At 51.9% G+C, this 23,080-nt stretch carries 13 protein-coding genes; 6 read left to right on the forward strand and 7 right to left on the reverse strand.

All coding sequences use genetic code 11. From position 1 onward, the window contains the following. The first annotated feature begins 195 nt into the window (after positions 1-195). The 3 genes from AC5S27_RS18050 (at position 196) to AC5S27_RS18060 (ending at position 5,353) form a co-directional block, all read left to right on the forward strand. Positions 196-3,327 carry a CHAT domain-containing protein gene (locus AC5S27_RS18050; protein ID WP_493935959.1) on the forward strand — a complete coding sequence of 1,044 codons (3,132 nt, stop codon included), beginning with the start codon at positions 196-198 and terminating at the stop codon, positions 3,325-3,327. 24 nt (positions 3,328-3,351) lie between these two features. Continuing rightward, entirely contained in the window at positions 3,352-4,302 is a 951-nt protein-coding gene (locus AC5S27_RS18055) for a hypothetical protein (protein ID WP_493935960.1), read from the forward strand. Between the two features lie 217 nt (positions 4,303-4,519). After that, positions 4,520-5,353: a hypothetical protein gene (locus AC5S27_RS18060; RefSeq protein ID WP_493935961.1), complete on the forward strand. Its 834-nt coding sequence runs from the start codon at positions 4,520-4,522 to the stop codon at positions 5,351-5,353. Between the two features lie 794 nt (positions 5,354-6,147). Here the strand turns inward: AC5S27_RS18060 and AC5S27_RS18065 are convergent. Together AC5S27_RS18065 and AC5S27_RS18070 are read right to left on the reverse strand one after the other, a co-directional pair. After that, the gene (locus AC5S27_RS18065; RefSeq protein WP_493935962.1) at positions 6,148-8,760 is read right to left on the reverse strand and encodes a protein kinase domain-containing protein; all 2,613 of its coding nucleotides are present in this window, start codon (positions 8,758-8,760) and stop codon (positions 6,148-6,150) included. Positions 8,761-8,764: 4 nt separating this feature from the next. Continuing rightward, complete coding sequence (locus tag AC5S27_RS18070) at positions 8,765-9,376, reverse strand: ECF-type sigma factor (RefSeq protein ID WP_493937331.1); 612 nt, start codon at positions 9,374-9,376, stop codon at positions 8,765-8,767. 103 nt (positions 9,377-9,479) lie between these two features. On the opposite strand from AC5S27_RS18070, the gene AC5S27_RS18075 reads away from it, so the two are divergent. Next, positions 9,480-10,403, forward strand: a complete 924-nt coding sequence (locus AC5S27_RS18075; RefSeq protein WP_493935963.1) for a hypothetical protein — start codon at positions 9,480-9,482, stop codon at positions 10,401-10,403. A gap of 22 nt (positions 10,404-10,425) precedes the next feature. After that, positions 10,426-10,818 (forward strand): hypothetical protein, encoded by a 393-nt coding sequence (locus AC5S27_RS18080; protein ID WP_493935964.1) that lies wholly within the window; start codon positions 10,426-10,428, stop codon positions 10,816-10,818. A 193-nt stretch (positions 10,819-11,011) separates the two neighbouring features. Here the strand turns inward: AC5S27_RS18080 and AC5S27_RS18085 are convergent, their stop codons facing one another. After that, positions 11,012-11,524 (reverse strand): hypothetical protein, encoded by a 513-nt coding sequence (locus tag AC5S27_RS18085; protein ID WP_493935965.1) that lies wholly within the window; start codon positions 11,522-11,524, stop codon positions 11,012-11,014. 263 nt (positions 11,525-11,787) lie between these two features. On the opposite strand from AC5S27_RS18085, the gene AC5S27_RS18090 reads away from it, so the two are divergent. Then, the gene (locus AC5S27_RS18090; RefSeq protein ID WP_493935966.1) at positions 11,788-12,423 is read left to right on the forward strand and encodes a site-specific integrase; all 636 of its coding nucleotides are present in this window, start codon (positions 11,788-11,790) and stop codon (positions 12,421-12,423) included. 620 nt (positions 12,424-13,043) lie between these two features. Here the strand turns inward: AC5S27_RS18090 and AC5S27_RS18095 are convergent. The 4 genes from AC5S27_RS18095 to AC5S27_RS18110 form a co-directional block, all read right to left on the reverse strand. Next, positions 13,044-15,590, reverse strand: coding sequence for a metallophosphoesterase family protein (locus AC5S27_RS18095; RefSeq protein WP_493935967.1), 2,547 nt, complete (start codon positions 15,588-15,590; stop codon positions 13,044-13,046). Between the two features lie 516 nt (positions 15,591-16,106). After that, a complete protein-coding gene (locus AC5S27_RS18100; RefSeq protein ID WP_493935968.1) occupies positions 16,107-16,460 on the reverse strand; it encodes a WD40 repeat domain-containing protein in 354 nt (117 codons plus the stop codon). A gap of 172 nt (positions 16,461-16,632) precedes the next feature. Beyond that, on the reverse strand, positions 16,633-17,190 hold the full coding sequence (locus tag AC5S27_RS18105; protein ID WP_493935969.1) for a hypothetical protein: 558 nt from the start codon (positions 17,188-17,190) through the stop codon (positions 16,633-16,635). After that, positions 17,150-22,804 carry an RHS repeat-associated core domain-containing protein gene (locus AC5S27_RS18110; RefSeq protein ID WP_493935970.1) on the reverse strand — a complete coding sequence of 1,885 codons (5,655 nt, stop codon included), beginning with the start codon at positions 22,802-22,804 and terminating at the stop codon, positions 17,150-17,152. The genes AC5S27_RS18105 and AC5S27_RS18110 overlap by 41 nt, the downstream gene beginning before the upstream one ends. Positions 22,805-23,080 lie beyond the last annotated feature (276 nt).

The raw sequence follows: 23,080 nt of genomic DNA on the forward strand, positions 1-23,080 counted from the left end.
CCAGGAGAAGATCTCTGGATTGAATTCGCGACTGGCCTGTGTTCTGAGCAGCAACTTGACGGACTCATGACGCATGCCTCCCACTGCGAACGTTGCGCAGCCTTTATGAAGCTGGCCGTGGACACGGTATCTGATAACGAGATCGTTGCCGAAGCTACCAGTTTATCCAGCGCTACACCAGCTTGGCAGATGGAGATGGCTCACCGTCTTGCTGCGAGCCAGGTTGCAGCCTCAGCAGCGACCACCAGATCACTCGACACTCCGCGACGCCTATGGCCAATTGGTTGGTGGTTCTCGTGGCCCGCCTACTCCGTAGCCGCATTGCTGGTTGCAGCACTTGCTCTCGGCATCTGGATTCGTACCGGGCCCTCGGTGGACACACTCGTCGCTCGCGCCTATGACGCACGTCGCCTGACTGAACTGCGCATCCCAGGTGGCGCGTCGGTCGCGATGTATTCGCCGGTCCGCGGCCGCGCGACGTCCTCCGAATGGCCCGAGTTGCTCGAACTGAAACTGGCTGCCGACAGAGGTCTGCAAAAAACACCCGACAGCCCTTTCTGGCATCAGATCGCTGGTCGCGGTCTGATTTTGCAAGCAGACCCCACCGGCGCTCTCGCCAACTTTCAAGTGGCCTATGCGCGCAATCCCGTGTTACCCGGCATCCAGTTTGACCTTGGCTCTGCCTACTTCGAACTTGGCGATCAAACCCACGACACCACTAACTACGGCTACGCGGCAGAAGCCTTCAGCCGCTATCTTGATGAACTGCACCACCCGGACTCAGTAGCGCTATTCAATCGTGCCCTTTGCTGGAAGCGCATGGGGCTGCACGACCAGGCGATCCGTGATCTGCAACAAGCCCTCGAGAGTGAAAAGCAGGCAGACTGGCAACAGGCTATCCGCGCAGAGATTGCGGCCCTGCAACGGCACAATGGCCTAAACCGCTTTCCGGCTGCCAGCCACACCGAATTTTTGCCCGCTGCCTCCTCGGCGTTCGTCTGGAACGGTCCCGCCGCAACCGCTGGCTCTTATGAAAACGCTCTCAATCGACTCTTCGATGAGGGATTCAACCCATCAGATCCTGCCAACTGTTCCCGCTACAAACAACTCGCTCTAGATGGTGAAGCACATCACGATTCCTGGGTATCTGATTGGATGTGTACAGTTCGAACACCAGCCATGGCAAAGGCCGACTCTCTACTTGCCTCCTCAGTGCGCGCCAACCAGTCCGGACAATCCGATCGGGCACTTGCCTTCGCTGTCGACGCAATGCGGCTTTACTCCGAGACAAGCAACCACGCCGGCCTGACGCGTGCCAGCTTTGAACGTGTCTATGCCCTGCAACGCGCAGGGCGCGCACAGGATTGCCTGATAGCGATTCCCCCAGCGATCTCATCTCAATCCTCGGCACGCTATTCCTATTTAAGAATCATGATGCTGATGGAAGAAGCATCATGCCACGAGATGGCGGGCTCCGTATTGCCAGTCCAAATGGCTCTCGAAGGTGCGCTTGCCAACTCCTCGGCCTCCGCCTTTCCAAGTCTTCACGCACGCGCTCAGGGCTTCCTTGCAGCCTACTTCACGCAGCAGGGCCTGCCGGAACAAGGCTGGAATGTCGATGTAGCCGGACTCCAGTTCTGTCTCGACTTTGGATGCTCCTCCATGCGTCAGTACCAGTTTGTCTCCGATCTAACCGACGGCGCCATTGCGCTAGGACTCAACAGTATCTCGATAGATCTGGCCGCATCCGGCTCCTCCATGGCCCATGCCACGGGTAACCTTCAAATCGACGCCTACGCATTGGAATTGCTCGGTCAGCGCCAACTGGAAGGCTCTCGCATCGAGGATGCGAAACACTCATTTTCCGCAGCCGATACCATCCTCACAAGCCTCGGCGATACCGAAGCCTCCCGCCAATATCGCGCCGATTGGACTGCTGATCGAGCAAAGTTGCTCGCACGCGAAGGCCACGACAACCTCGCACTATCAGCGCTCGATCATGCGTCACCAGTCATTGGTTCGGCGCAGAGTATCGTTCTTCAGTTGAACTATTGGAGCCAGCGAGCTCTGCTGGAACGTACTGCCGGCCACAACGCAAGAGCGATGACCAGCGCTCGCAAAGCCGTGGACTGCGCCAATCAGGTGCTGGGCGGCCTTACCAATCTCAAGGATCGCCAAGCATGGCAGACGCGAGCGGCACTCGCGTACGATCTGCTGGTCGATTCCCTGCTGCACAACCATCGCGAAAAGGATGCCTTCTCGGCCTGGGAGGTCTATCGCGCCGCAGCAGAGCAACCCGTTGCAGCAGAATCTTCCAAGTCTATCCTCGTGAATTACCCTATAGCCCGCCAATATCCTAAAAACACATTGACCTTCGTCTTTGCCCGTCTCATCGATCACTACGCTGTCTTCGTGCTGGATGCAAACGGAAGCATGCTGCGGGTATATTCGCCCCCTGCGACTGCAGACGCCGTTGACCAATTGGTGCACACCTTTGCTCAACTCTGCGCGGATCCTCGTTCGCAAATCACCGATATTAACGTGGCGGGCAGGGCACTCTATTCGATCTTGTTTTCCGATATCAGGCCGACGAAAGAGTTGAGGATTGAAGCGGATGGCCGTCTCGAAACACTCCCCTTCAACGCGTTGATTCTCCCCGACGGAACCTATCTCGGGAAACAAGCCGCCATCACACTATTGCCTGGGTTCTGGACCATGAGGCGCCAGAATCAACCGGTCGCTCTCACTGCATCAAGCCCCATACTTGTCGTTGGCGCTTCCGCTGGTGGCGTGGATTCAATTCCCGGAGCCTATGACGAGTCTCGTGAAGTTACGGCCAGGTTTACGCACGCGGAATTAATTAACGAGATGCACCCCAGCCTGGGTCGAATCCTGCGTGCCCTCGGTTCTGCCGAGATATTCCACTTCAGCGGTCATGCAATTCGCCAGCAAGATTCGATTCATCTCGTTTTGGGCTCTTCCTCCTCCGATGAACTCTCTTCGACAGCTTTCACGCCGTCAAGCCTGCGCGCTTGTAAGCTCGTCGTACTGGCCGCCTGCTCCACTCTCGGCTCAGAATCACACTCTGGCTCACTCATCTCCGAAATGCCTGAGGTTTTCCTCAGAGCCGGAGTAGAAAATGTCGTTGCCAGTCATTGGCAGGTTGACTCCCAGGCAACGCGAATCCTGATGCTCGAATTTTACGATGAACTGCTCAAAGGAAATTCAGTTGACATTGCGTTATTGAATGCAGAGACGAAACTCAGCACTAACGCTGCCTTCCAACATCCGTATTACTGGTCAGGATTCACCGTCATGCAGTCCTGACAGCAACTCGATCAGGAGAACGCCATGCCCTCAATCTCTCGCCGCCAAGTACTTCAGACCCTTGGCACCGCCTCAGTTGCTGTCGCAGCCTCACTCGCCATGCCCGCCAACGGAAAACAAGCCAAGAAACGACTCGCCGTTCCCGATCCAAAGAGTCTATACCTCATTTTCCCGGGAGCCTGGGCCTTCTTCTATGAGAATGGCAGGCTTTTTGCAGTCACGCCTGACTTTCAAGAACACACCTATGACCTCGGCCTCTCACTACCCTCTGGCCAACCGCGCATGCCCATCGAAAAGGGTCAGACCTACACCGTCGACGTTGCCGGCTACTCGGCCGCCACTTCATTTCCGGATCTTATCAACCCCATGGTGATCGCTAAGCAGGGAATGATATTCAAAAGCATCCAGCGTAAAGCAAAGCCGCCAGTTGGCCTCCGTATCGTCTCCCTTCCGTTGCCCTCGTCCATTAGCCCAGCCGCGCTCATTCATGGCGCGATTGTCAACATCGACCCCACTCAAACAGAGATTCCTAATCCCCAGCAGTGGCCAGCCGCGCTCGCCCTCGTCTACTCTGGTCCATGGCGATCCGCTTCGATCAAGAGTTCTGACAGCACTCAGCCGATCGTCAGTGTGATTTCCGGTTCTCTCCCCGTTTCCCATTACACCTTTCGTACCTGCGTAACCGCCCAATGCAATTTGCCTCTCGAATGCACTATCGATTGCGCAAAGGCCAACAATGACATCGCTCACGTTAAACATGTCCATGGCCAAATGATGGACATGTTTGATTTCAATGGCAAGATGATTCCGACAATCGACTTCCCACCCTGTACCGTCGGAACAGATTGGCCAGTCACGATCGATCGTGGTAATGATACAAACATTCACGAGTCAGAGATCGGTATGGAGAGACATTGCAAGAAGCTCGCAAACCTCCATAACTGCGCATCTGGCACCATGATCGTTAGACTTTAGCGTCTCCCTGATCCGTACCGGATCGGCATCCCTTTTCCCTCTGACTTAAACGCTGTCAACTCACCTTGCTGTCACGGAGAACAACATGCCGGATCTTTCTCGTCGCCAAGTCCTTCAGAGCCTTGGAACCGCTTCAACCGTTGCGTTGGCTTCACTCGCCATGCCCGCATACGGAAAACAAACCAGGAAACATATTACCGTCCCGGATCCAAAGAGCTTGTACCTGATCTTCCCCGGAGCATGGGCCTTCTGTTACGAGAATGGCAAGCTTCTAGCGGTCACGACTGACTTTAAGGAACACACCTACGACCTCGGCCTCTCGCTGCCCACCGGACTGCCACGCCTGCCCCTAAAAAAGGACCAGACTTACAGCGTTGATATCGGTAAATACACCCCCGCTAAATCGATCCAGGACCTAGTAAGCCCCATGGTAGCCGCCAAGCAGGGAATGATATTTAAAAATATACAGCGGAAACAAACACCGCCTGCAGGACTTCGCACCATTTCTCTGCCGCTGCCATCATCCATCAGCCCAGCCGCTCTCGTCACTGGCGCTTACATCACAATAGACCCGACCCAGACACAAATTCCTTCCATCAAGGAGTGGCCTGCCGCCCTCGCGCTCGTCTACTCCGGCTCTTGGGAATTTGCAACCGTTTCAGTTAAAGACGACTCCCAGACGCCGGTCACTATCGTTTCCGGTTCTCTCCCTCACCCCCACCTATCTTTCCGCACCTGCTTGACTGCTTCCTGCGATATGCCGCCTGACTGCACGATCAGTTGCGCTGAAATTGAACACGAAATTAAACATGTAAGAGCTGTCTATGCAAGCATGATGGACATGTTTGATTTCCAGGGCAAGACCATTCCCACGATTGACTTCCCAGCCTGTGTCGCAGACCCAAGTGGAGTCGGCGGACGCTGGCCAGTCGGGATCGATCCAGGGGATGATCCGAATATCGACAAATCCGAGATCGGCATCCCAGGGACCACTTGTGTTTTCGCCAATCTCCATAACTGTGCAGCAGGCACCATGATCATCGGAGCCTAGCCTGGTAAATAACCTGATCGGATGCAGGCACCGGCACTTCTCGGCCCAAGGTACAGGAGCTTCGCGTTTGATAGGCGACTAGTAGTAGAGAACGCCCTTGTGGAGTTTCCCCGGTTCATCACCAAAGGAAGACTTCCTCAATAACAGCAAACCATGAGAGCTACCTTGGGCAACTTGCCCCAAATTGCCACAGAGATCACACATTCATGTGCATCATCCACAGAGGGTGAGTTGCTTGCAGTCGTTACTTTCGACGACTCATAAGCGACAAAACCGGAAATAAGGGCTGCTTTCTATCGACGGCACGCTCGAATCTGACCATTCCAAATTCAGCAGTCGACACCCCCGTCAGCACCCCTCGCTATCCCCTTCATTCTCTAAATTATTGAAAAGTATTAACTTATCCGCATGAAACATTTCAAGCCTATACCGTGTCAAAATTCCCAACACTCGTAAGTTGTTGAAACCATGTGCGCCGATGGCTACGGAAAGCACTCAAAAGCACCCATAAAGACCCCGATTCCGTATTCAGCACCCTCGCCAACACCCTCACGACAGAACCAGGTTTGAGCGCGACGCCAGCCTTTTCAGGGCCACCTACCGGATTGCATAAGCGGTTTGGAATCATCGAAAGTCACTGCAACAAAAGCGGTTATCTGGGTAGCTGTTTAAGATCGTCTAGGATCATTTCGGGTGTTTTCTGGCCTTTGATGTTCGCGTATGGTTCGTGCCGTCCCTGATCCGATTAAGGCAAACACATCCGTTTCTTACCCGAAACCTAACGCGTGGCAGAGCTACTGCTGAAATGCCTGCGCTTTTTGCGATTGCCCCAACACAGAATAGATCGTTGCCAAGTCATGACGTGCGCCCTTTACAAAACCGGATGAGGGAGCTTGCTGTTTGAGAAGGATCTGGTATCCAGCTTCGGTATGCGACTCGGCCTCATGGTAACGATGTTCAGCCATAAGGACCCGGCCAAGCTTGACCTCAGCAATGGCTGTATTGATGTTGTCAGCCGAGAGCGCTTTGCTTAGGCGCTGAATCACGTCTTCGTAGAGGTGTTCAGCCTCTAGAAGGCGGTTCTCGTTTACGTAGACGCCGGAAAGATTTGATAGCGCGATCGCGACACGGTAATCTGCATCTCCGTAGGCATTACGGTAGATACCGGCCATCCTGCGAAAATCGTCCTCAGCAATCCTGAAGTGTTTCTTGTGGTTCTCGATTCCCGCCAACGAATTCAGGACGTAAGCTACATGGGGACTCATGCTGCCATAGACATTTTCCTGAGTTTTCAACGCTCTTCTTAGCAAATCTTCCGCATCTACATAGTTATTTCGATAGATCAGCGTGCTTGCAAGGGCGACTTCGGTAACTGCAGTCTTAGGATTGTCACTTCCGTACCAGGCTTCGTTGATCTGCAGGGCCTGTCGCTCATGCTTTTCTGCTTCGGCATATTTGCCCCATAGCTCCTCAGCTTGACTGAGATTGTGTAAATCTTCGGCAATTCGTGGATGATTGCCCGAATAGATACTTCGGTCGTATGTTAGCGTACGGTCGTCGAGGCTCGCTGATAGAGTGTAGTGGCCAAGATACAGATGAGCATCAGCGAGTTGGCTCAGTGTATCCGAAAGCCCGGACGTGGAGTCCTGCGGCGATTCAAGCGCGACAGCCTGATCGAGGGCATTGATGGCAGCCGCATACTTGCCCTGACCCGTTAGGACCTTGCCGAGTGCCGTTAGTGCCTTTGCCTGCACTGCCGTATCTCGTGCCGAACTCGTACCTAGCAAGGTGATAGCGTCTTGGATCAGGTGTTCAGCATCATCGGACTTGCCTTGCTCCGAACGCAGCAGCCCTTGGGCAATCATCGTCTCCACTAATGCTGTTTTGTCCGCTGCCGAGTCCGTGCTTCGCAATTTCATCGCAGACTGAATCATGGAGTCGGCTTGTTCTAGTTTTCCGAGCTGCATGTACATCAAGCCGAGCGTCTGATACAGCTCCGCCTGTACTTGAGGTTCACTACTTAAGCTTTGGGCTGCTGGTACGCCCCGGTCGAGCAGGGTAACGACACGCAAGTCCTGACCTGGGCCAGCCTCCTTATCGTCACCCTCAAACAGGTTCAACATAAACCGTTGGATACGTTGTGTGCGAGCGGCTTGGACGAGCGCGGCGTTTCGAGCCTGTACTAGCCGCCAGGTAAAAAACATAGATAGAAACAAGATCAGTGCAAAGGTGAACAACGCCGCGAGCACAGCCACTTGGTTACGGTGAATGAATTTATTAAAAACGTAGAGAGTCTTTTCGGGACGGGCTTCGATGGGCTCTCCGTCAGCAAAGTGATCGAGGTCCCGAATCAATGCTTCGACCGATGGATATCTCTGCCCCGGATCATGATGCATGGCCTTGAGGGCAAGCACATCCAGATCGTCACATACATCTTTGCCTACGGAACGGCGGAGCCCAAAGCCGACTTTGCCTTTGAGTGCAGCACGCCGAAAGGCTGAAGAGGGCCGCTGTGGGCTCTTCTGTTGTGAGTTGCTGTTCTCGTCCGCTAACGCTGTACCCGTCAGCATTTCGTAAAGGATTACGCCGAGAGAGTAAACGTCGTTTGAAGCCGCTACGATGCCATCATTTTTCCACTCTGGCGCAGCATAGCCGGGAGACATGAATCTCAAGCCCGGGGCTGTAGGTTCCAGAAATGCGCTGTCGCCCAATTGTTGCAGTTCGCGGGCGATGCCGAAGTCGAGCAACTTAGGTGTGCCGTCCTCTCTAATGAGGATGTTCGAAGGTTTGAGATCACGATGCACGACCAGTTGGCTGTGGGCATGCTGCACGGCTTCGCAGATACCATGAAAGAGCTGAAGTATTTGATCAAGCGAGCGACCGGGTTTGCGACAGTATGAAGTGAGCGAACTGCCCTTCACATACTCCATGACGAGCCATGGCGTACCATCCGGGAGGCTGCCTGCGTCGTACATCCGAGCAATAAAAGGGTGATTCAGCCTGGCGAGAGTCCGCACCTCGGATGCAAAGCGTTCGCGGCGGGCTGGTGATAGCTGCGCATGAAGCAGAAATTTGATGGCGACTTCATTGCCTGCATCGATGCGCTCAGCCAGCCAGACCACCCCCATCCCGCCTTCGCCGAGCAACTCCTTCAAGCGGTAGGGACCAATCTCTACGGCGGAGAGCAAGCCATTGATCGGCACCACAATTTCACTGGCAATCTGTCGAATATCCATATCGAGAAGGGACTCGCCACACGATGCAGCGGCAAGCATCGCTATAGCGTCATCGAAGAGGGCTACATCCTCCCCGCAGGCTTGCTGAAGAAAGATCACTTGCTCGGACGCGGGCAAATTAAGAGCCGCGTCAAATAGTGCCTGAAGTCGCTCCCATCTTGCGGCATCCATCGGGCTAGGCTCCTGCATCTCGACCGAGTGCGACGGTAAGCCACGCCTTAGCAACTCTCCAGTCGCGCTCAACTGACGCCTCCGAAAGATTCAGGCTTTCGGCAACCTCAGAAATGCTCATTCCGAGAAAAAACTTGTGCTGGACGATCTTCGCCTGACGAGCATTCAGTCGCTCAAGTTCGGTAAGGGTCTTGTGAATAGCCAGCACCTCAACATAGCGTGGCATTCTGGCTCCTATGAATTCCTCCAACGGAACCGCTATCTTGTCAGGACCCCCACGAATTTCGGCCTGCCGCTTCCGTGCAGCATCTACCAGCACTTGACGCATGGCTCTGGACGCAACAGCCACAAACTCGTTTGGTGGAAGAGACGCTAAATGTGGAGATTTTCTGAGCTTGAGAAATGCTTCGTGTGCCAAAGTTCCTGTGCCTACCGTGGCATCGGCGTCCCTACGCCGCAACGCAGAGGCAAGACGAAGCAGCTCCTCGTAAACCAGGCTGAAAAGGTCATCGACAGCCCGCGTGTCGGCTGTTGCCGATCCCTCGTGACGTCGCGATCGAACGACGGACTGTTCGATTGCAAAAGCTGTGACGGACTTTTTCTCGCTTTCACGCATTAACAAGTGTCGGCTCAAGGCAGCATTGGGATGGCCCAATTCTATCAAGTTCACAACTTGGGTACGGAACGAAATCAATAGAGGAAAGCAAAGAAAGGCGTCTATGCGACTGATTCTTCGTCAACACCTGGGGCTTGCACTTGGGGTTATCGCTTTCTGGACAGGTTTGACCATTCGCTGCGAAGCGCAAAGTGGGCCCCCTTTCAAAACACTTGACGCGGCGTCATTTCAGAGGCTCCAGGATCCGAACGCTCAACTGTTGTTGGAGGCTGTCCGAGAGCATCCGGAAGTCCTTGAGAATAGGTCTTTTATGACCTCCTTCGCCATACTGAATAACTGCGTATCCGATGATCCAAATACAAACGGCAGAGCGATCGTAGCGCTGAAGCAATCGATGCAGAACGAATTTGAGTATCCAAAGATCAGTGAGTTCTACCGGTCTCACGCAGCGGAAATACTCGGTGGCCTGCCGCGCTTGCCATTAACAGAACGGGTGAAAGGTCCAGTATTGGCAGAGTATGACATGGTCAACCATGACTTCGGAATGTCCATTCCAAAGACCATGAGCAACCCAAGCGGTGCATTTCAACTGGATTTCATCCAGCACAACGGAGTTTCAGATTCCCTTATCAGGCTCGGGTGCGGTTCTCAGGCGCTGCTCGGAGCCACTATTCGTTTCCAAGATCTTGAGCTCGTTACTCTTCCCGTCCCAGCGGACCAGGCCGAAATTTATGTGAACAAGGTAAAGGCTGATCGCAGGGATACCATCTTCCAACTGGAGTTGGACATCCAGAATGTAGATGTCGATCTGAAATCGACCCGCATCAGCATCTCCGCTCGCGCCTTGGCCACGAAGGCAACAGTCATCGCACTCGTAGGGGGAGGCCATATCAGTCTCACGAATAGAGCTGTCAGCGGTCCGGATACTCTCCAGCTGGCAGTGCTCGATGCCCAATCCATTGCAGCAGGCAAGAACCCCCAGTCAGGAAAATCCATCCGCCTGAAGGACCTGTTCCATAAACAGTAATCGAAAAAGAGAGGAGAGCACGATGAGATCGGCAATTCTGTATTCCGTCATTTTGCTGGCTTCTACCCTGCTGCAAGGACAAAAAACAGAGCAGGCCCAGAAGGAAGACTCTTGGGCGTACGAAGACCGAATGTTCGCTATAAGGCAAGTTGCTTATGTTTCGATCGCCTCCAATGCGTGCAGCGATTGGCCTTTGAGCGATGCTCAGAAAGAGCACATTAAGAAGTTCCTCGATAAGGCGGCCAATGGTTCCTTCAATGAACGAACACAGTACAACTTGGTAGTGTCACGGGTGAGAACGGCGATCTCTGCCAAAGGTAAGGTGAACTTCTGCGCGAATCCCGTTGAGCGGAAAGGATTCGAAAAAGCAGCGGCTACCATCGCTCCGGTCGGTCCGATTGCGAAGGATGAATAAGATCAGACAGCAAAGCCTCAATTGCAGTGTCGATGAAATCTCGAAAGCGGCAAACAATCATTGAATGCGATCCGCAAGTGAATCTCCCGTGAGATTGCAAATAAGGGGTTATGCCGTTGAAGGTACGGCTTCATTGGGATGATTGCGGCTGGTTTTGCGTCCTCGTTGTTCGCACATAGTTCGCGCCAAGAACTTACTGCGGGCTTTTGTAGGGGTCCCATAATTCCACCCGTCGAAGATGGCTGAGGTCGCTCATCTCTCGCTCGATCTGTTGCCTGTGGCGTTCCTTGGCTTCCTTTGACCTTGGCGTCTCTGTTCCTGTCATCAGTTCGCTGATGATCGCATCAGCATCTTCGAGCTCTTCCGGTGTCTTTGGATCAAACACCATTCTCTCGCGCTCCCGATATTCGTCACCTGTCAGGGGCCGGTAGTTCCGTCCGAGGGTTGTGAGCCGGATCAGCATCATGGAACCCGACTTCCATCCTTTTGCGATATCGCCGATGTAGCGAGGGTCCATGGATCCGGCGGTGAAGTCAGGCGTCATCGCCTCGGTATCACACCACTCCAGATATTCGCGGCTTGCGACATCGTCTGTGTCGTCGATCGAAAACCACAGCCGGTCGTCCTCGGCCCCAATCAGCCAATAGTCCTGTTCCAAGGCTTGCTGTTCGATACATTCCTGAATGAAGGGGTCCATCGTCGCCACCGATGACCGGATTCTACTACCCGCCCTGTCCTCTTTTCCCTACTGCCCTCTCCTTTTGCTCAGGATTTGCCGACCTCGTGAGTGTCAGAGAAGTTAGAGTCTGTGTTAAGTAGTGTTACGCCGGTGACGATGCCCCCTAAGCCCGTGGGCCGTTTTGGGGATTTTGGGGCGACGGTATTGAACGTAATCCCGCCGATCAGATTGAGGTTCGACGGCCAGACGATGCCCGCGATCGCTATCTCTCCGACCGTGAGCTCCGGCGATTGAAGCTGGCTCTCGATGACAAGAGGTACAGGAAGGGCACCACGGATTTGAACCGGACCATACAGCGTATGCGATTGATCGTTTTGATCGCTCTCACAACGGGCATGCGGGCCTCAGAGGTTTTTGGGCTGCATTGGTCGGATGTGATGTATGGGGAAGGCCTGATAGCGGTGCGGGCAAAGCTGAAGGGCGGCAAGATGCGTTACGTCCCGATGCTCCCCGAGCTTGCTGACGAGCTGCGTTCTTATGCGGAAGGCTCGTCCGATGATCAGGTGTTCCCGCCTCGGCAGGGAGCATCAGGTGTCCGGCGAAGGCTGGAAGCGAGTTTCGAGGATTTGCTTGAAAGAGCGAAGATCCGGAACTTTCGCTTTCATGATCTGCGTCATACCTTCGCATCCTGGTACATGATGAACGGCGGCGATCTGTACGAACTTGCCAAGCTCCTCGGCCACTCAAACATCAAAATGACGGAACGCTACGCGAAGCTGGACCGCAACATATCGCCCGTACCGGCAACACGGCGCGTGAAATGTGGAAGCTGTTGTAACCAAGCGAAACCGTTTTTGCGAATGCTTCGTGAGTATGTTCGCAAATGGTTCGCGCGGCTGAATTGTAAGACTTTGGTTTACCGCTAAGTACTTTGTAATGTGGTGGCCAGAGACGGGATCGAACCGCCGACGCCTGCCTTTTCAGGGCCACCTGCCGAAGATCAGCGGAATTGATTGCAAAAAAGCGCCTCACAGGATTTTGATTTAAGTAAGACTTTGGCCGTTCGGGCTCATTTTCGACCTTCTATGTACGTTATTTGCACGTCCGACATCAGTAGACCATGCAAGTAGGACTGAGGCAACGCCGCATAGTCATATCCTGGTACGCATTAAGCGCGGAAGGCATAACTGATCTAGATTGTCAGGAATGAGGGCGGGTTCACCGGCACGACCAATAATTAAATGGGTGCTGCGGTCCTGAGGGAGGCGAATCTGCCAGCCTTGTGGACGGCGGCTGCGTCGGGGCGCAGTTGGTTGACTCTAATCTGGGCCTCTGGAACTTCTGCCGTCTCATCGAACGCTTGTTCAACGCGATCAACAACCTCAGGATCAACGGTTCTACTTGTGAACTCAATTTCGTAGTATCCGTTACCAAGCTTTCGTACGATACCCATGTGCAAAATCCTTTTCCCGACCTTATCGGCCGCACATCATCATTAGATCACCTTCACATCCCGCTTTTAGATTGCCGAGAACCTTCTTGAAGGTCAATCACCGGGTTTAAGTCCTGTTTTTGCACCGCTTTTCCTCATCTTTTGCACAGTGCTGCGAATGTCAAAAAGTACCTCGGCCATCGCTACATTCAAACTGTGCTGCAGCATCTTCAATTCAGCTTCTGTTCTATCTTCCGACACCAACTCTGGAGACAGTGGAAACTCCTCATTTTCGCTCCCAATATTCAGAATGCCATATGGCTCAGAAGTGGCATATACGTTCGATTCTTTTTGGAATTCTCGCTGTTGTACAGGCAAGTGGAGAGGAATGCAAATGAGTTTCTTGTGGTCAAGTGAACCGGGAAATCTGAGATAAAAACTGGGGCTATCTAAACCAGATCCATCCAAGGCGATTTCAGGAGAGACATGAAACTGTGGCCTATTAGCCTTGAAAGCCCTTCCCGCAATTCCCAGACCGTACGGAATGGTTACATCAGTAGGAATTTCATCCATTGACTTAGGTTCGGCTCCATCGACCAGCTGAGTAAACCGGCCGGCCGAAATACTTTTGAGCATTCCAGGGTATTGAGAGAAACCAAACACCATCAAATTCATATCAAATTCCCCCGCCCAACCTTTGAGCAATATGCGACGAACGCCAGAAAGTGTCCTATATAAGATCGTCGGAGACAGTGGGCTCTTAGGCTCAAGGGATCTAATCAATCTGGGAATTCTCCCCGAGTCTCTTCTCACGGGGCCTTCCGGCAATTTCCATTCGATTCCATAACTAAGATTCGGATCAGGCGTCGCGACCCTAAGTTCAATGGTATTGATCGACGGGATTACGGTCATCGCATGAGCCGCTTTCAAAGCCTCCGTAGTATCTTCATCGAGTTGCCATAGCCTACTATCCTCAACTGTAGGATCAGGTTTGGCGACGCGGATGTGAGGAATTTCTCGGTATGCAAAGCCGGAAGGAAACTGAACCATTAAGATCATGGTTTCTGCAGGATCCTTCGGTTGAAAGTGAGTAAATTCCGTGTTTTGCAGTGCTGTGTCCTTTGGATACATCCGCTTAAACTGTGTCTTATCCAAAGCAAAAGCATTTACTGCTGTCCACTCAAACTGATAGTTGATTGGACAGCCTAAGCTTAACTTCGGTCGAAAGCTCAATCGCTTTGTCGCGGATTTGGCTCGTACCGAGGTCGCACCTTCGTCCTCAACATCAATGTCTAAGTCCGGTGAGGAAGCTCTAAAGTGATCGATATAGCCGGATGTCAGTGGAAGAACAACGACGTGGCCGACAGCCCGTTCACATTGTCTGCTGATTAGTAATGCGTCGCACTGCACGGTGCGAATCGCGTCACCCTCATCAGTAATCTTGGTGGTCGCCACAATATTCCGATAACTAAATCCTTCACGCTGCACAGACCGCTTGAGGGCATCTGCCGGACTTAGGTTAATTTCAAGTGGTATTGGCGTTATCCTCTTGATGGCCTCTCGAACATCAGCCGTACTAAGGTCATGCGTCACGTTCTTGATCTTTAGTCGCTTCGAAGATTGAGTATTGTCAAATTCAATCAGGCGAATTCCGCGAAATGAACCTGCGCTTTGATGACCACCCATCGTCGAACCGCCGACAATGAATATTTCTTTGTCTCTAAAATGGTGGACCATTTCATAAGCATGATGTTTATGTCCCGTAAGAATAAGGTCAAAGTCAAAGCCGGTGAGGAATTCGAGCAATAGTGATGAATCAAGCATGAACTCATAGCCTTTGTGCTCAGTTTCTTGACCTGGGAAATGAACAACGTGATGGTGTACAAGCGCGACCTTCAAATATGAATTCCATTTGTCTCCAAGATGTTTCTTCTGTCGCTTGAGAATGTCTTGCAGTGGCTCCAACTGGTCTTGCGTGAATTGTGCAATATCTCTCAGGAAGTATTTGGAGATCGCCTTGGATTTGTCTGCCGCGGTCGTGGTAGCTTTTGGCCCCAGGTCGATTGCTTTACCACTCCACTGAACAAAAGCTTCATGCATTTCCTTATGTAATTCACCACATCTAGACGCAGAGTTAATATTCAGGACCAGGATCTGCTTGGACTCGTCATCGTTAATGTACAGAGGTCCATGCTTCGGACGCTGGAACACAACCTTTGAATGTGAATCGGGCTTTACTTCCCCTTTCGGAAAGAGACAAGTAGTGGCGTTTGCCTCATTCACCATTTCTACGAAGTGCTGAAATTTCAGCTGGAAATAGCCAGGCTGACTGGGATCAAGAGCCCACATGACGTCGTGATTTCCAGGGACAATACAAATGGCATTCTCGGGAACGAGAGGCTCCAGCAACGGAACCGCTTCCTTGCAAAATTGGGAAAGACCGACCTCCTGGCCGTGAGTTGTAATATCCCCGACGACAGCAATAAAGTCTAGTTCATTAGGCTCGAAGCCATGTTCGAGAATAGCGTTGAGCCTTTGGAGAGTGTCTGCACGAAAGGCACCCCCGAAGGGCTTGCCAAGCTCTTTGGGGTCATCGGTGAAATTCACTTGATCATCTGAGTAGTGCAAATCAGTTAGACAGAGAAAAACACGCTTCGCCATCCGCGAAAACCACCTTCTTGGCATGCACTTATTTTAAAGGTCGAGCATATCACTCCGGTCAAGGCTTTTCATACAAGTAATTTCGGTTTTATCTGTCACTATGCGCTGTGACGGAGCCTTGACCTGTTGGTTCGCCAATTGTCAAATGATCCTACATACTATCGGGACGCGCCCCTCGGGCAACGAATCTCTTGCTGGCTCAAGGATCCATCACCTTTGAAAGGTTTTGTTTGATTTCTAAAGGAAAATGTCCTCGAAATACGGTCCGTCTAGATAGGCGTTCCATCCCCAAGATGGAATGGACAAAGCAGGAGCATTCGATGTTCGACTCTACAAAAACCTTTCGCCGAACATTTGTGTCCAGTCTTCGTTACTCTTTGGCTTCTCACGCAACTTAGTCAGCCCCCGGCATCCTCCTCCCTTTCTAGCCGTATGTATAAAAGCCAACTATATAAGCTACATAATCTGAGCTATCAACTATCCTCGCCCTACTTCGCTGGTGTCGCTTTCAGTCGCCTACCGCGATTCTGAAATCGCTGCTCTGTCAATCCATTGTAGTATTCGCACCTTACTACCATAGTCCCCAACAGCGATCTTCCGCATATTACAGCTACAGCTCAGAACGGGATATTCACAGCAAACTGAAGATACGATCTCCCCATTGTCCGACCGCCAGACTTTCACTGTTCCATCGTCGGAACCGGCTAATATGTATTCGCCGTCTGTACCCCACGCTACGGTTCTTAATACGCTGTCGTGTCCTATTAGTGTCATCAGCGCACCGCTCTCTCCGACATTGCAAATCCGTATTGTTCGGTCTTCGGAACCCGATAGCACCCGCCTTCCATCAGGGCTCCAAGCTACTGACAATACTGCGCGGAGGACTCCCCTATCGTGCGGTTAGGCGACCATGGAAGTCTAGGTCTGATTCATGGTGAAATTCCAGGGTAGCCGGTCGGTCGCATACATAGCTGTTAGTCGCATCCTAACTTACCTTCCCTGATCCATCATAGAGCAGCACCTGGACTTGCCAGTAAATTGTTTAGATCGGACGTAACCTTCCTAATTCAGACGCATATTCATCACCAGGAGTAAGCACAGTGATGTCACTAGGAAAATCCTCTGATACGATGAATGCCACTCGCTGTTTTTCGTCACTCCGAGAAATAAGTTCAATGCCCTTAACAAAGAAATCGTTCTCAGTGATGTCGTCCGAGACATCCCGGCCTACATACAAATTGACCCATCGAGGCCCATTCACTAGATCAGTAAGGCCAATTGCTGCCCAAGAAGAATATAGGTCGATGTTATCGATAACTGGCATACCGTTTCGTTCAACAATCTCCTTGCGCCAGTATTCCTGGCCCAATGTCCTACCGAAGTCGACATAGAATGCCTCCTCCTTCGCGCCTTCTTGAACGATCTTTACATCGATAGAGAGTTCTGAATGGTCGAAGAATAAATCCACTCCTCCCCCATGTAAGTGCCTACCCCTAGGAGGCAAACCTCCTGTGTATGCTGCCACTATTGCATCGCTTTGGAGGCGATTAAGATCCACTTCACTCAGGTTGGTTGGGCGTCTTAAAATGCACTGTTTCATGTTGGTCTCCTGTGACACTTGCTGGCCTTTCTATCCGACCGCTTCCATCAGCGGCGGTGCGAAGCCGTGTTCCGTCCGCAGCTACTGTTTGCCCTGTTTTTGGGTCAACATGAGTCGCTTGTCCAGCCGTTTGCTGATTGAAGGTCTTTAGCGCTTCGGCCTTACCGCCGGGGAGGTCGCTATTCACCCTACCTGACCCTTGAACTATGTTATTACCGATGTACCCGGTGCTACTAGTGGTACTATCTGTTTCATTACTTGGCTCACTATTTTCTGCGGTCGGTGCGCTTACACTCATGGCGCCATATTGCGCAGCATCACCGGCCATCAGCCCATCTTCATCATCTTCTTCTTCGTCTGCTGCTTCAACTGCAATCTGCGTTCCTTCTGCGCGAATTACGGCAGGAGCGTTCATCAATATATCTTCTTTAGATATATGTAGACTTGGACTTGGCTTGTCGATAATCGCTTGAAGTTTAGCGACCACCTGCGGATGTGACGCTAAATAATTCGTCGTGAGCGTAGTCACAAGATTGACTAAGTCACAAACTGGCCAGCAATGCCCGTCTTGGTCTCCCTTGGCCAAAGGGTTGTTACCCACATAACCGTAAAGATTCAAGCTTTGTGGATTATCCATTTGCGCATATGGAATAGGGTCTTCCTTCACACTCCAGTCTGGCGACATCCACCTTCCCATTGTGGATGAGTAATAGCGAGCGCCGAAGTAATCGTTACCTGATTCCGCATCACGCTCTTTTCCAATAAAGTGGTTCTCAGTGGCGTCTATTCCCGACCCTGTCTGATTCAGATACGCACCGAAAGGATCGCTTTTCCAGTACGCGGTTGCTTGGCCAGCTGTATTGAGTTCAACACGTTTGGTTCCGAGCCAATCATTGATGTTGAAGTATAGAGCCGGCGCTTGGCCGTTTTGTCCACCATAGGTAGCCAGCAGACTTCCGCCCGAATAGACGTTCTGGTGCCAGCTTCCTGATGGGGCGCCGCTTGTAGCTGCCAAGAGTTCTGTGTCCTCGGCTCCATCTGAAGTGCGCAGATAAGTGGAGGTGAGGGTAAAACCGTTCGCAGAAGTAGGTAGTGCACAACGACTGCCGCTTGTTGGCCAAGTGGCAATGGTTCCTTTAGCAACTCTCTGCCCATCCGCGCCGTACACGTATTGCGTCGCGGAGGTCGTGAGGAGGTTCTGCACAGCGCATAGCCGACCTTCAAGGTCATAGACATATCGATTGGTCGCATCCTGCACGACGTTTCCTCCAACGTCATAAGTCAGGCCACCCGTATCGGAACCAGAAATCTGATTATTGGTGTTGTAGGTCATCCAATGTGTCGATGTTGGGTTCGTCAGCGAACTCGGGCACGCGCTATTGCTTTCCAGTTCATTGGTCCGGTTACCGAAAGGGTCATATCCCCAACACTGATAGTTAAATGTGCCGTTAGGCGTGACCGTACCGATGCCTTCGTAGCTGTTGTGGTTGGCTGAGGTCAGCCTGTTGAGTGTGTCGTATCCGTAGGTCCACGATCCGTTATAGGCATCGTAGGCAGTCGTGATATTGCCATTGTGGGCGTATGCCAACGTGTAGACGTACGCTTGAGAATTACCTTGCGGCGTGCCTACCCCACCTATCAGGGTAGAGTTCGATGGCGTGGCTGTGAACGAAGAGCCACTGCCCGCCGGTAGGCTTAGAGCTACATTGCCATATTGGCCCACAACGATCGCTCGCAAGATCACCACTGAGCACGGCGTCGTAGTGCTCGGAACTGTTCCATTCTGACATACAACCTGACCGGAAGCGTTCGTCGCACTGTAGACCCCGCTTGCAACAGAGGCAGTAACAGCCGAACCGGAAGCATGATTGAAATAAGATGCTAGGGAATTTGCGACAGTGGGCGCTGAGGTGCCAACTGAGTAGCTAGCTGAGGCGGTTACACCCCCTGCGGCGATCTTCACTGAACCAGTATCGGTTGCACTTCCGCCCGCGATGACAACTGTACCAGTCCCAAATCCGTCGTTGTTCGGATAAAGTTCATTGTCTACGACGCGCATCATGCTGTCGTAATAGCGATAGAGGTTGAAGAACCCAGTATTGTTGGGGTCCCCGGCATACGTCGCTTGTACCACGCCCGCAGGACCGTAACTGCTTACGTTGTAAAGAGAGGTCGGGTAGAGCAAGACAGCTGGGGGATTTGTACTCAAGTTCCAAGACGCGAGGCTGCTCGAAACCCCTCGTAAACGGGCGACGCTGTCGTAGTTATATGTGAGCACAATGCCTGTGGCGCTATTGCTTTCCGTCACCGGGTCGTCAACATAATTGAAGGTATGGTTGACGGTGTACTGCGAGCCTGACGGAACATAGGGGACTTCTTGCGTCGCTTGGAGCCGGCCCATTGCATCGTAGTTGTATGGAACGTCCTCCGATATCAAAACATTGTTCACATAGTGCTGAGCGTCACTCCGTTGCTTGATAGGATTCGCAAATGTGATACCAGAAACTACTGAGCCGGAGAGGAGGCTGCCGTCGTATGCGAATTCGCTCTTCTCGATAGAAGATGGGTTCGAGCACCCAGCCGCACCGGAATAAACATAGCGCAATGTGAGTCGATGTAGAGTATCGTAGCAATATTGGATTTTTTGAGTTCCAGATGTAGCATTGATTGCAGGCTCAGTTCGGCTAATTAAATTGCTGTCAGAATCATACCCATAGGAGATCGTACCTGCCTCGGGATTCGTAGAGGTTAGCAGACGCGACAGGCTGTCATACGCGAATGACCGGGAGACTGATCTCGAAGTTCCATAGGGGCCGCCCCATTGAGTAACCCCAGTAAGGTTATCCAATGGATCGTAAGTATAGTCCGTCTCCATCGTGGGAGTCGTCGATGTACCGTTCGGCTCGTACACATATACGAGTCGTCCCAAGGCGTCAGAAACCTTATTCCATTGATTTCCTGATTCGTCTGTGAGCGTCACAGAATTTCCAGTGTAGCTCCAGGTCTTTGAAACTCCGAGAGGATTCTTTGTTGACGTTGGACGGTTCAGTGCGTCGTAGTAATTTGTAGTAACGCCATAAGTAGAGTCAGAAGTCGAACGATATGGGTTTGATGTCTGATAAACGCGGCCCAAAGCGTCGTAGGCTGTCTGCGTTGTGATCGTTCCTTCGGTGTCCGATGTGATCGAGGAACTTACCTTACGCCCAAGACCATCATTCTGGATCAGAGTGGTCTCGTTCAAGGATGAGTTAATCTGCTTTGAAGTAGATATGGTTGTTGGATACGAATCGCCGTATGAAGAAGAAGTTCTCCCACCATCTTTTTCAACCTTGACAAGAGTTCGGCCCATTTCATCGTAAGTGTATGTCGTTCCCGCGCGAGACGCTGCTATGTCGTTAGGGTCTTGATCTGCCGAAATCTTACCAGTGCAGCCATAATACGTTAGTGATCTCGTGAAACCTGCTGCATCCTGGACTGATGTGGGATAAACACTACTGCTTGCAGAGATTGAGCAAGTGCCGACGCCAGCGAAATTATCAGCGTACCCAATCGTTGTCGTATGCGAGAGCGGGTCCGTGATGGAAGTGAGATTGCCGAACGAATCATGGGTATAGTTGGTCGACAAAAAGGAGCTTGTCGAGTTCAGCCAACGTGAATACCGGGTCTCTTCTCCGTGATACCCGTAAGACGACGGACTTTGATTATCATACTGAATCGTTTTCTCCGCTAGTTTGACCGCAGTACAAGCGGGTGGTGGCGTATAAGCGCCAGTGGTGGCGTTGATTCCTCCCGTGCCTGAACAGATTGCGGAGCCGTCATATATGGTCTCGTCTATTGCGCGGTTAACAAGATTGTTTCCGGTGTATTGAACGTGGTGAGTGAGAGTTACGCCCGTCGCGCTCTTACCGTAGCCGGAAGTGTAATCTTGCAAGTACTTGCGTATTGTCTGCCGGACCAAAGTCCCAGGTGCTCCAGAGCCAGCCGCGTACTCTCGGACAGCGGTGACATTTCCACGAGACAACGAATCGTATTCAGGAGGCGGGAGGTTGCCGTTCGTCGCATTTAACTCGCAATTCTGCTCCGCAGTGTCATCAGTACAATCCATGTCGTAGCGCTCGAAGCTGAAGGTGTCGTAATCAAATTCCTTTTTGCTGACGGTTCCCCCAGAGCCGTTCGCTCCCGCATCCATTGTTGTCACAATACTCTTGAGTTGATTTTGTGAGTACAGTTGGTGAACTGATCCAAACTCAGAAAACGTGGCTGCGGTATCGTACGTCATCTGATAGCCACGAATGTACGAACCGTCTGATTTCTGGTCGTATGTCACAGCCGTTAGAACGGGCGTTGCGCTGCTTTGGAAAGTGTATGTATATGCAGTCTTATGTATCACACCTTGCGCATCAGATGGACTAGTCAATGTGACCGTCTCGATTGTCTGATCAGCTGACCAGGTATAGCTGATACCCCAAGTACTAGAGGTTACGCCGTCGTTGACCGTACGACTAGTTACAGCTCGAAATGGAATGCCAGTCCCATTGATGTTATTCCAGACATATGATACGTATCCACCTGTTGGTAGATTGATCTTGGTGATGTCTCCATAGGAATCATATGTAAAACTATAGTTCTGCCCATTCGGCAGGTCGACAGACGAGACGGTAGTTCGGGTTTTGCTGTATTCGGCTACGGATTGAGTTGTGACCGCAAAATTTGTGCTAATCGCGGAAGATCCAAGATTGACAGTGTAGGTCTGAGCATTCCCGTTTGAATCATTGACCGTATAGACAATTTGGTTGCTAGTCGTTGTTTGGGTTATTGGAGTGCGGCCAACGGTGTCGACATTCCCAGGTGCAACAATTTCGGAATTCCCACGAGTGTCTGTAACCTTCGCCATATCTATAAAGTACGCACCCGTCAGCGAGCCCGCAGCAGGATAGGATATACCCCCAGATGTTCCCCCTGACTGGTATGTGCGCCCGTCAGGGGCGATAACCGTGCCGGGATAACCCCAATATCCGTCGTTGCCTAGCGAAGGACCTTCAACATTGTTGAACGAGTAAGACCCGTTTGTACATTCCCCATTCGATTGGCCGTTGACCAGCAATGTGTGTTTAGTTCCTTGCTCGTCCACGAACATTACACTGTCGGTACGCGAACCTTGGACATACACAACGGGGTTGGTTCCTCCACCTCCCTGATGCGGGAAAGAAGCCCCGCTGTAGCACTTCATCTTGCCCATCGAGTACGTTAGATATGGCTGGGTTGACGTCCACCCTAGGGTAGACGTCGTGAGCCAGTTCCTCATCTCCGGATTCCAGTAAGCTGGCGCACCACCGTTCTGATTCTCGATAACCCAATACGCAGCGTCGTACCTTATTCCATACCTGAACGGCATTCCCCTTCCGGGCACATTCACAAAGGGGATGTTGACAATGAGATTCCCGTGAGCGAGATCTACGTGCTCAACATCTGTGCCGATCTGTGAAGAGTAGGGCAGTTCGCCGCTGAGATTGTTAAGCGTGACGACTGCCGGGACGCTGTCTTGGGCGAAAAGTGAAACTGAAAGGGAGGACAATGTAAAGAGTGCAAGAAAGACTAAATGGCGCAAGCGCATTTGTGTTCGGGGTCTCCATTCCGATTGACGCGTTGCGCCAAACAGCAAATGTGGTCATCCGCGGTTAGCGTTCAGGTCTCGGCAGATTCAATATCGTTGAAAGCTCCTTCAAAATATCATTGCGGCTTGTCGTTCTCAAAGAACAAATGACGTGTTTATAAACTATTAACTATGAACAGTCAGGAAGAATATTCGCCCTAGAATGCGCCGGTTACGTTGATATATAAGCACCAGGGCACTATGGTCTTCTTTTCCTCTTTCAATCAATCCACCTTC

The sequence above is a fragment of the Acidicapsa borealis genome, assembly GCF_059115245.1.

Excerpts from the sequence above, each read along its gene's own strand:
- AC5S27_RS18110 (WP_493935970.1), bottom strand. The coding sequence starts at position 22,804 with ATGCGCTTGCGCCATTTAGTCTTTCTTGCACTCTTTACATTGTCCTCC.
- AC5S27_RS18070 (WP_493937331.1), bottom strand. The coding sequence starts at position 9,376 with ATGCGTGAAAGCGAGAAAAAGTCCGTCACAGCTTTTGCAATCGAACAG.
- AC5S27_RS18080 (WP_493935964.1), top strand. The coding sequence starts at position 10,426 with ATGAGATCGGCAATTCTGTATTCCGTCATTTTGCTGGCTTCTACCCTG.
- AC5S27_RS18065 (WP_493935962.1), bottom strand. The coding sequence starts at position 8,760 with ATGGATGCCGCAAGATGGGAGCGACTTCAGGCACTATTTGACGCGGCT.
- AC5S27_RS18095 (WP_493935967.1), bottom strand. The coding sequence starts at position 15,590 with ATGGCGAAGCGTGTTTTTCTCTGTCTAACTGATTTGCACTACTCAGAT.
- AC5S27_RS18105 (WP_493935969.1), bottom strand. The coding sequence starts at position 17,190 with ATGAAACAGTGCATTTTAAGACGCCCAACCAACCTGAGTGAAGTGGAT.
- AC5S27_RS18050 (WP_493935959.1), top strand. The coding sequence starts at position 196 with ATGGCTCACCGTCTTGCTGCGAGCCAGGTTGCAGCCTCAGCAGCGACC.
- AC5S27_RS18055 (WP_493935960.1), top strand. The coding sequence starts at position 3,352 with ATGCCCTCAATCTCTCGCCGCCAAGTACTTCAGACCCTTGGCACCGCC.
- AC5S27_RS18075 (WP_493935963.1), top strand. The coding sequence starts at position 9,480 with ATGCGACTGATTCTTCGTCAACACCTGGGGCTTGCACTTGGGGTTATC.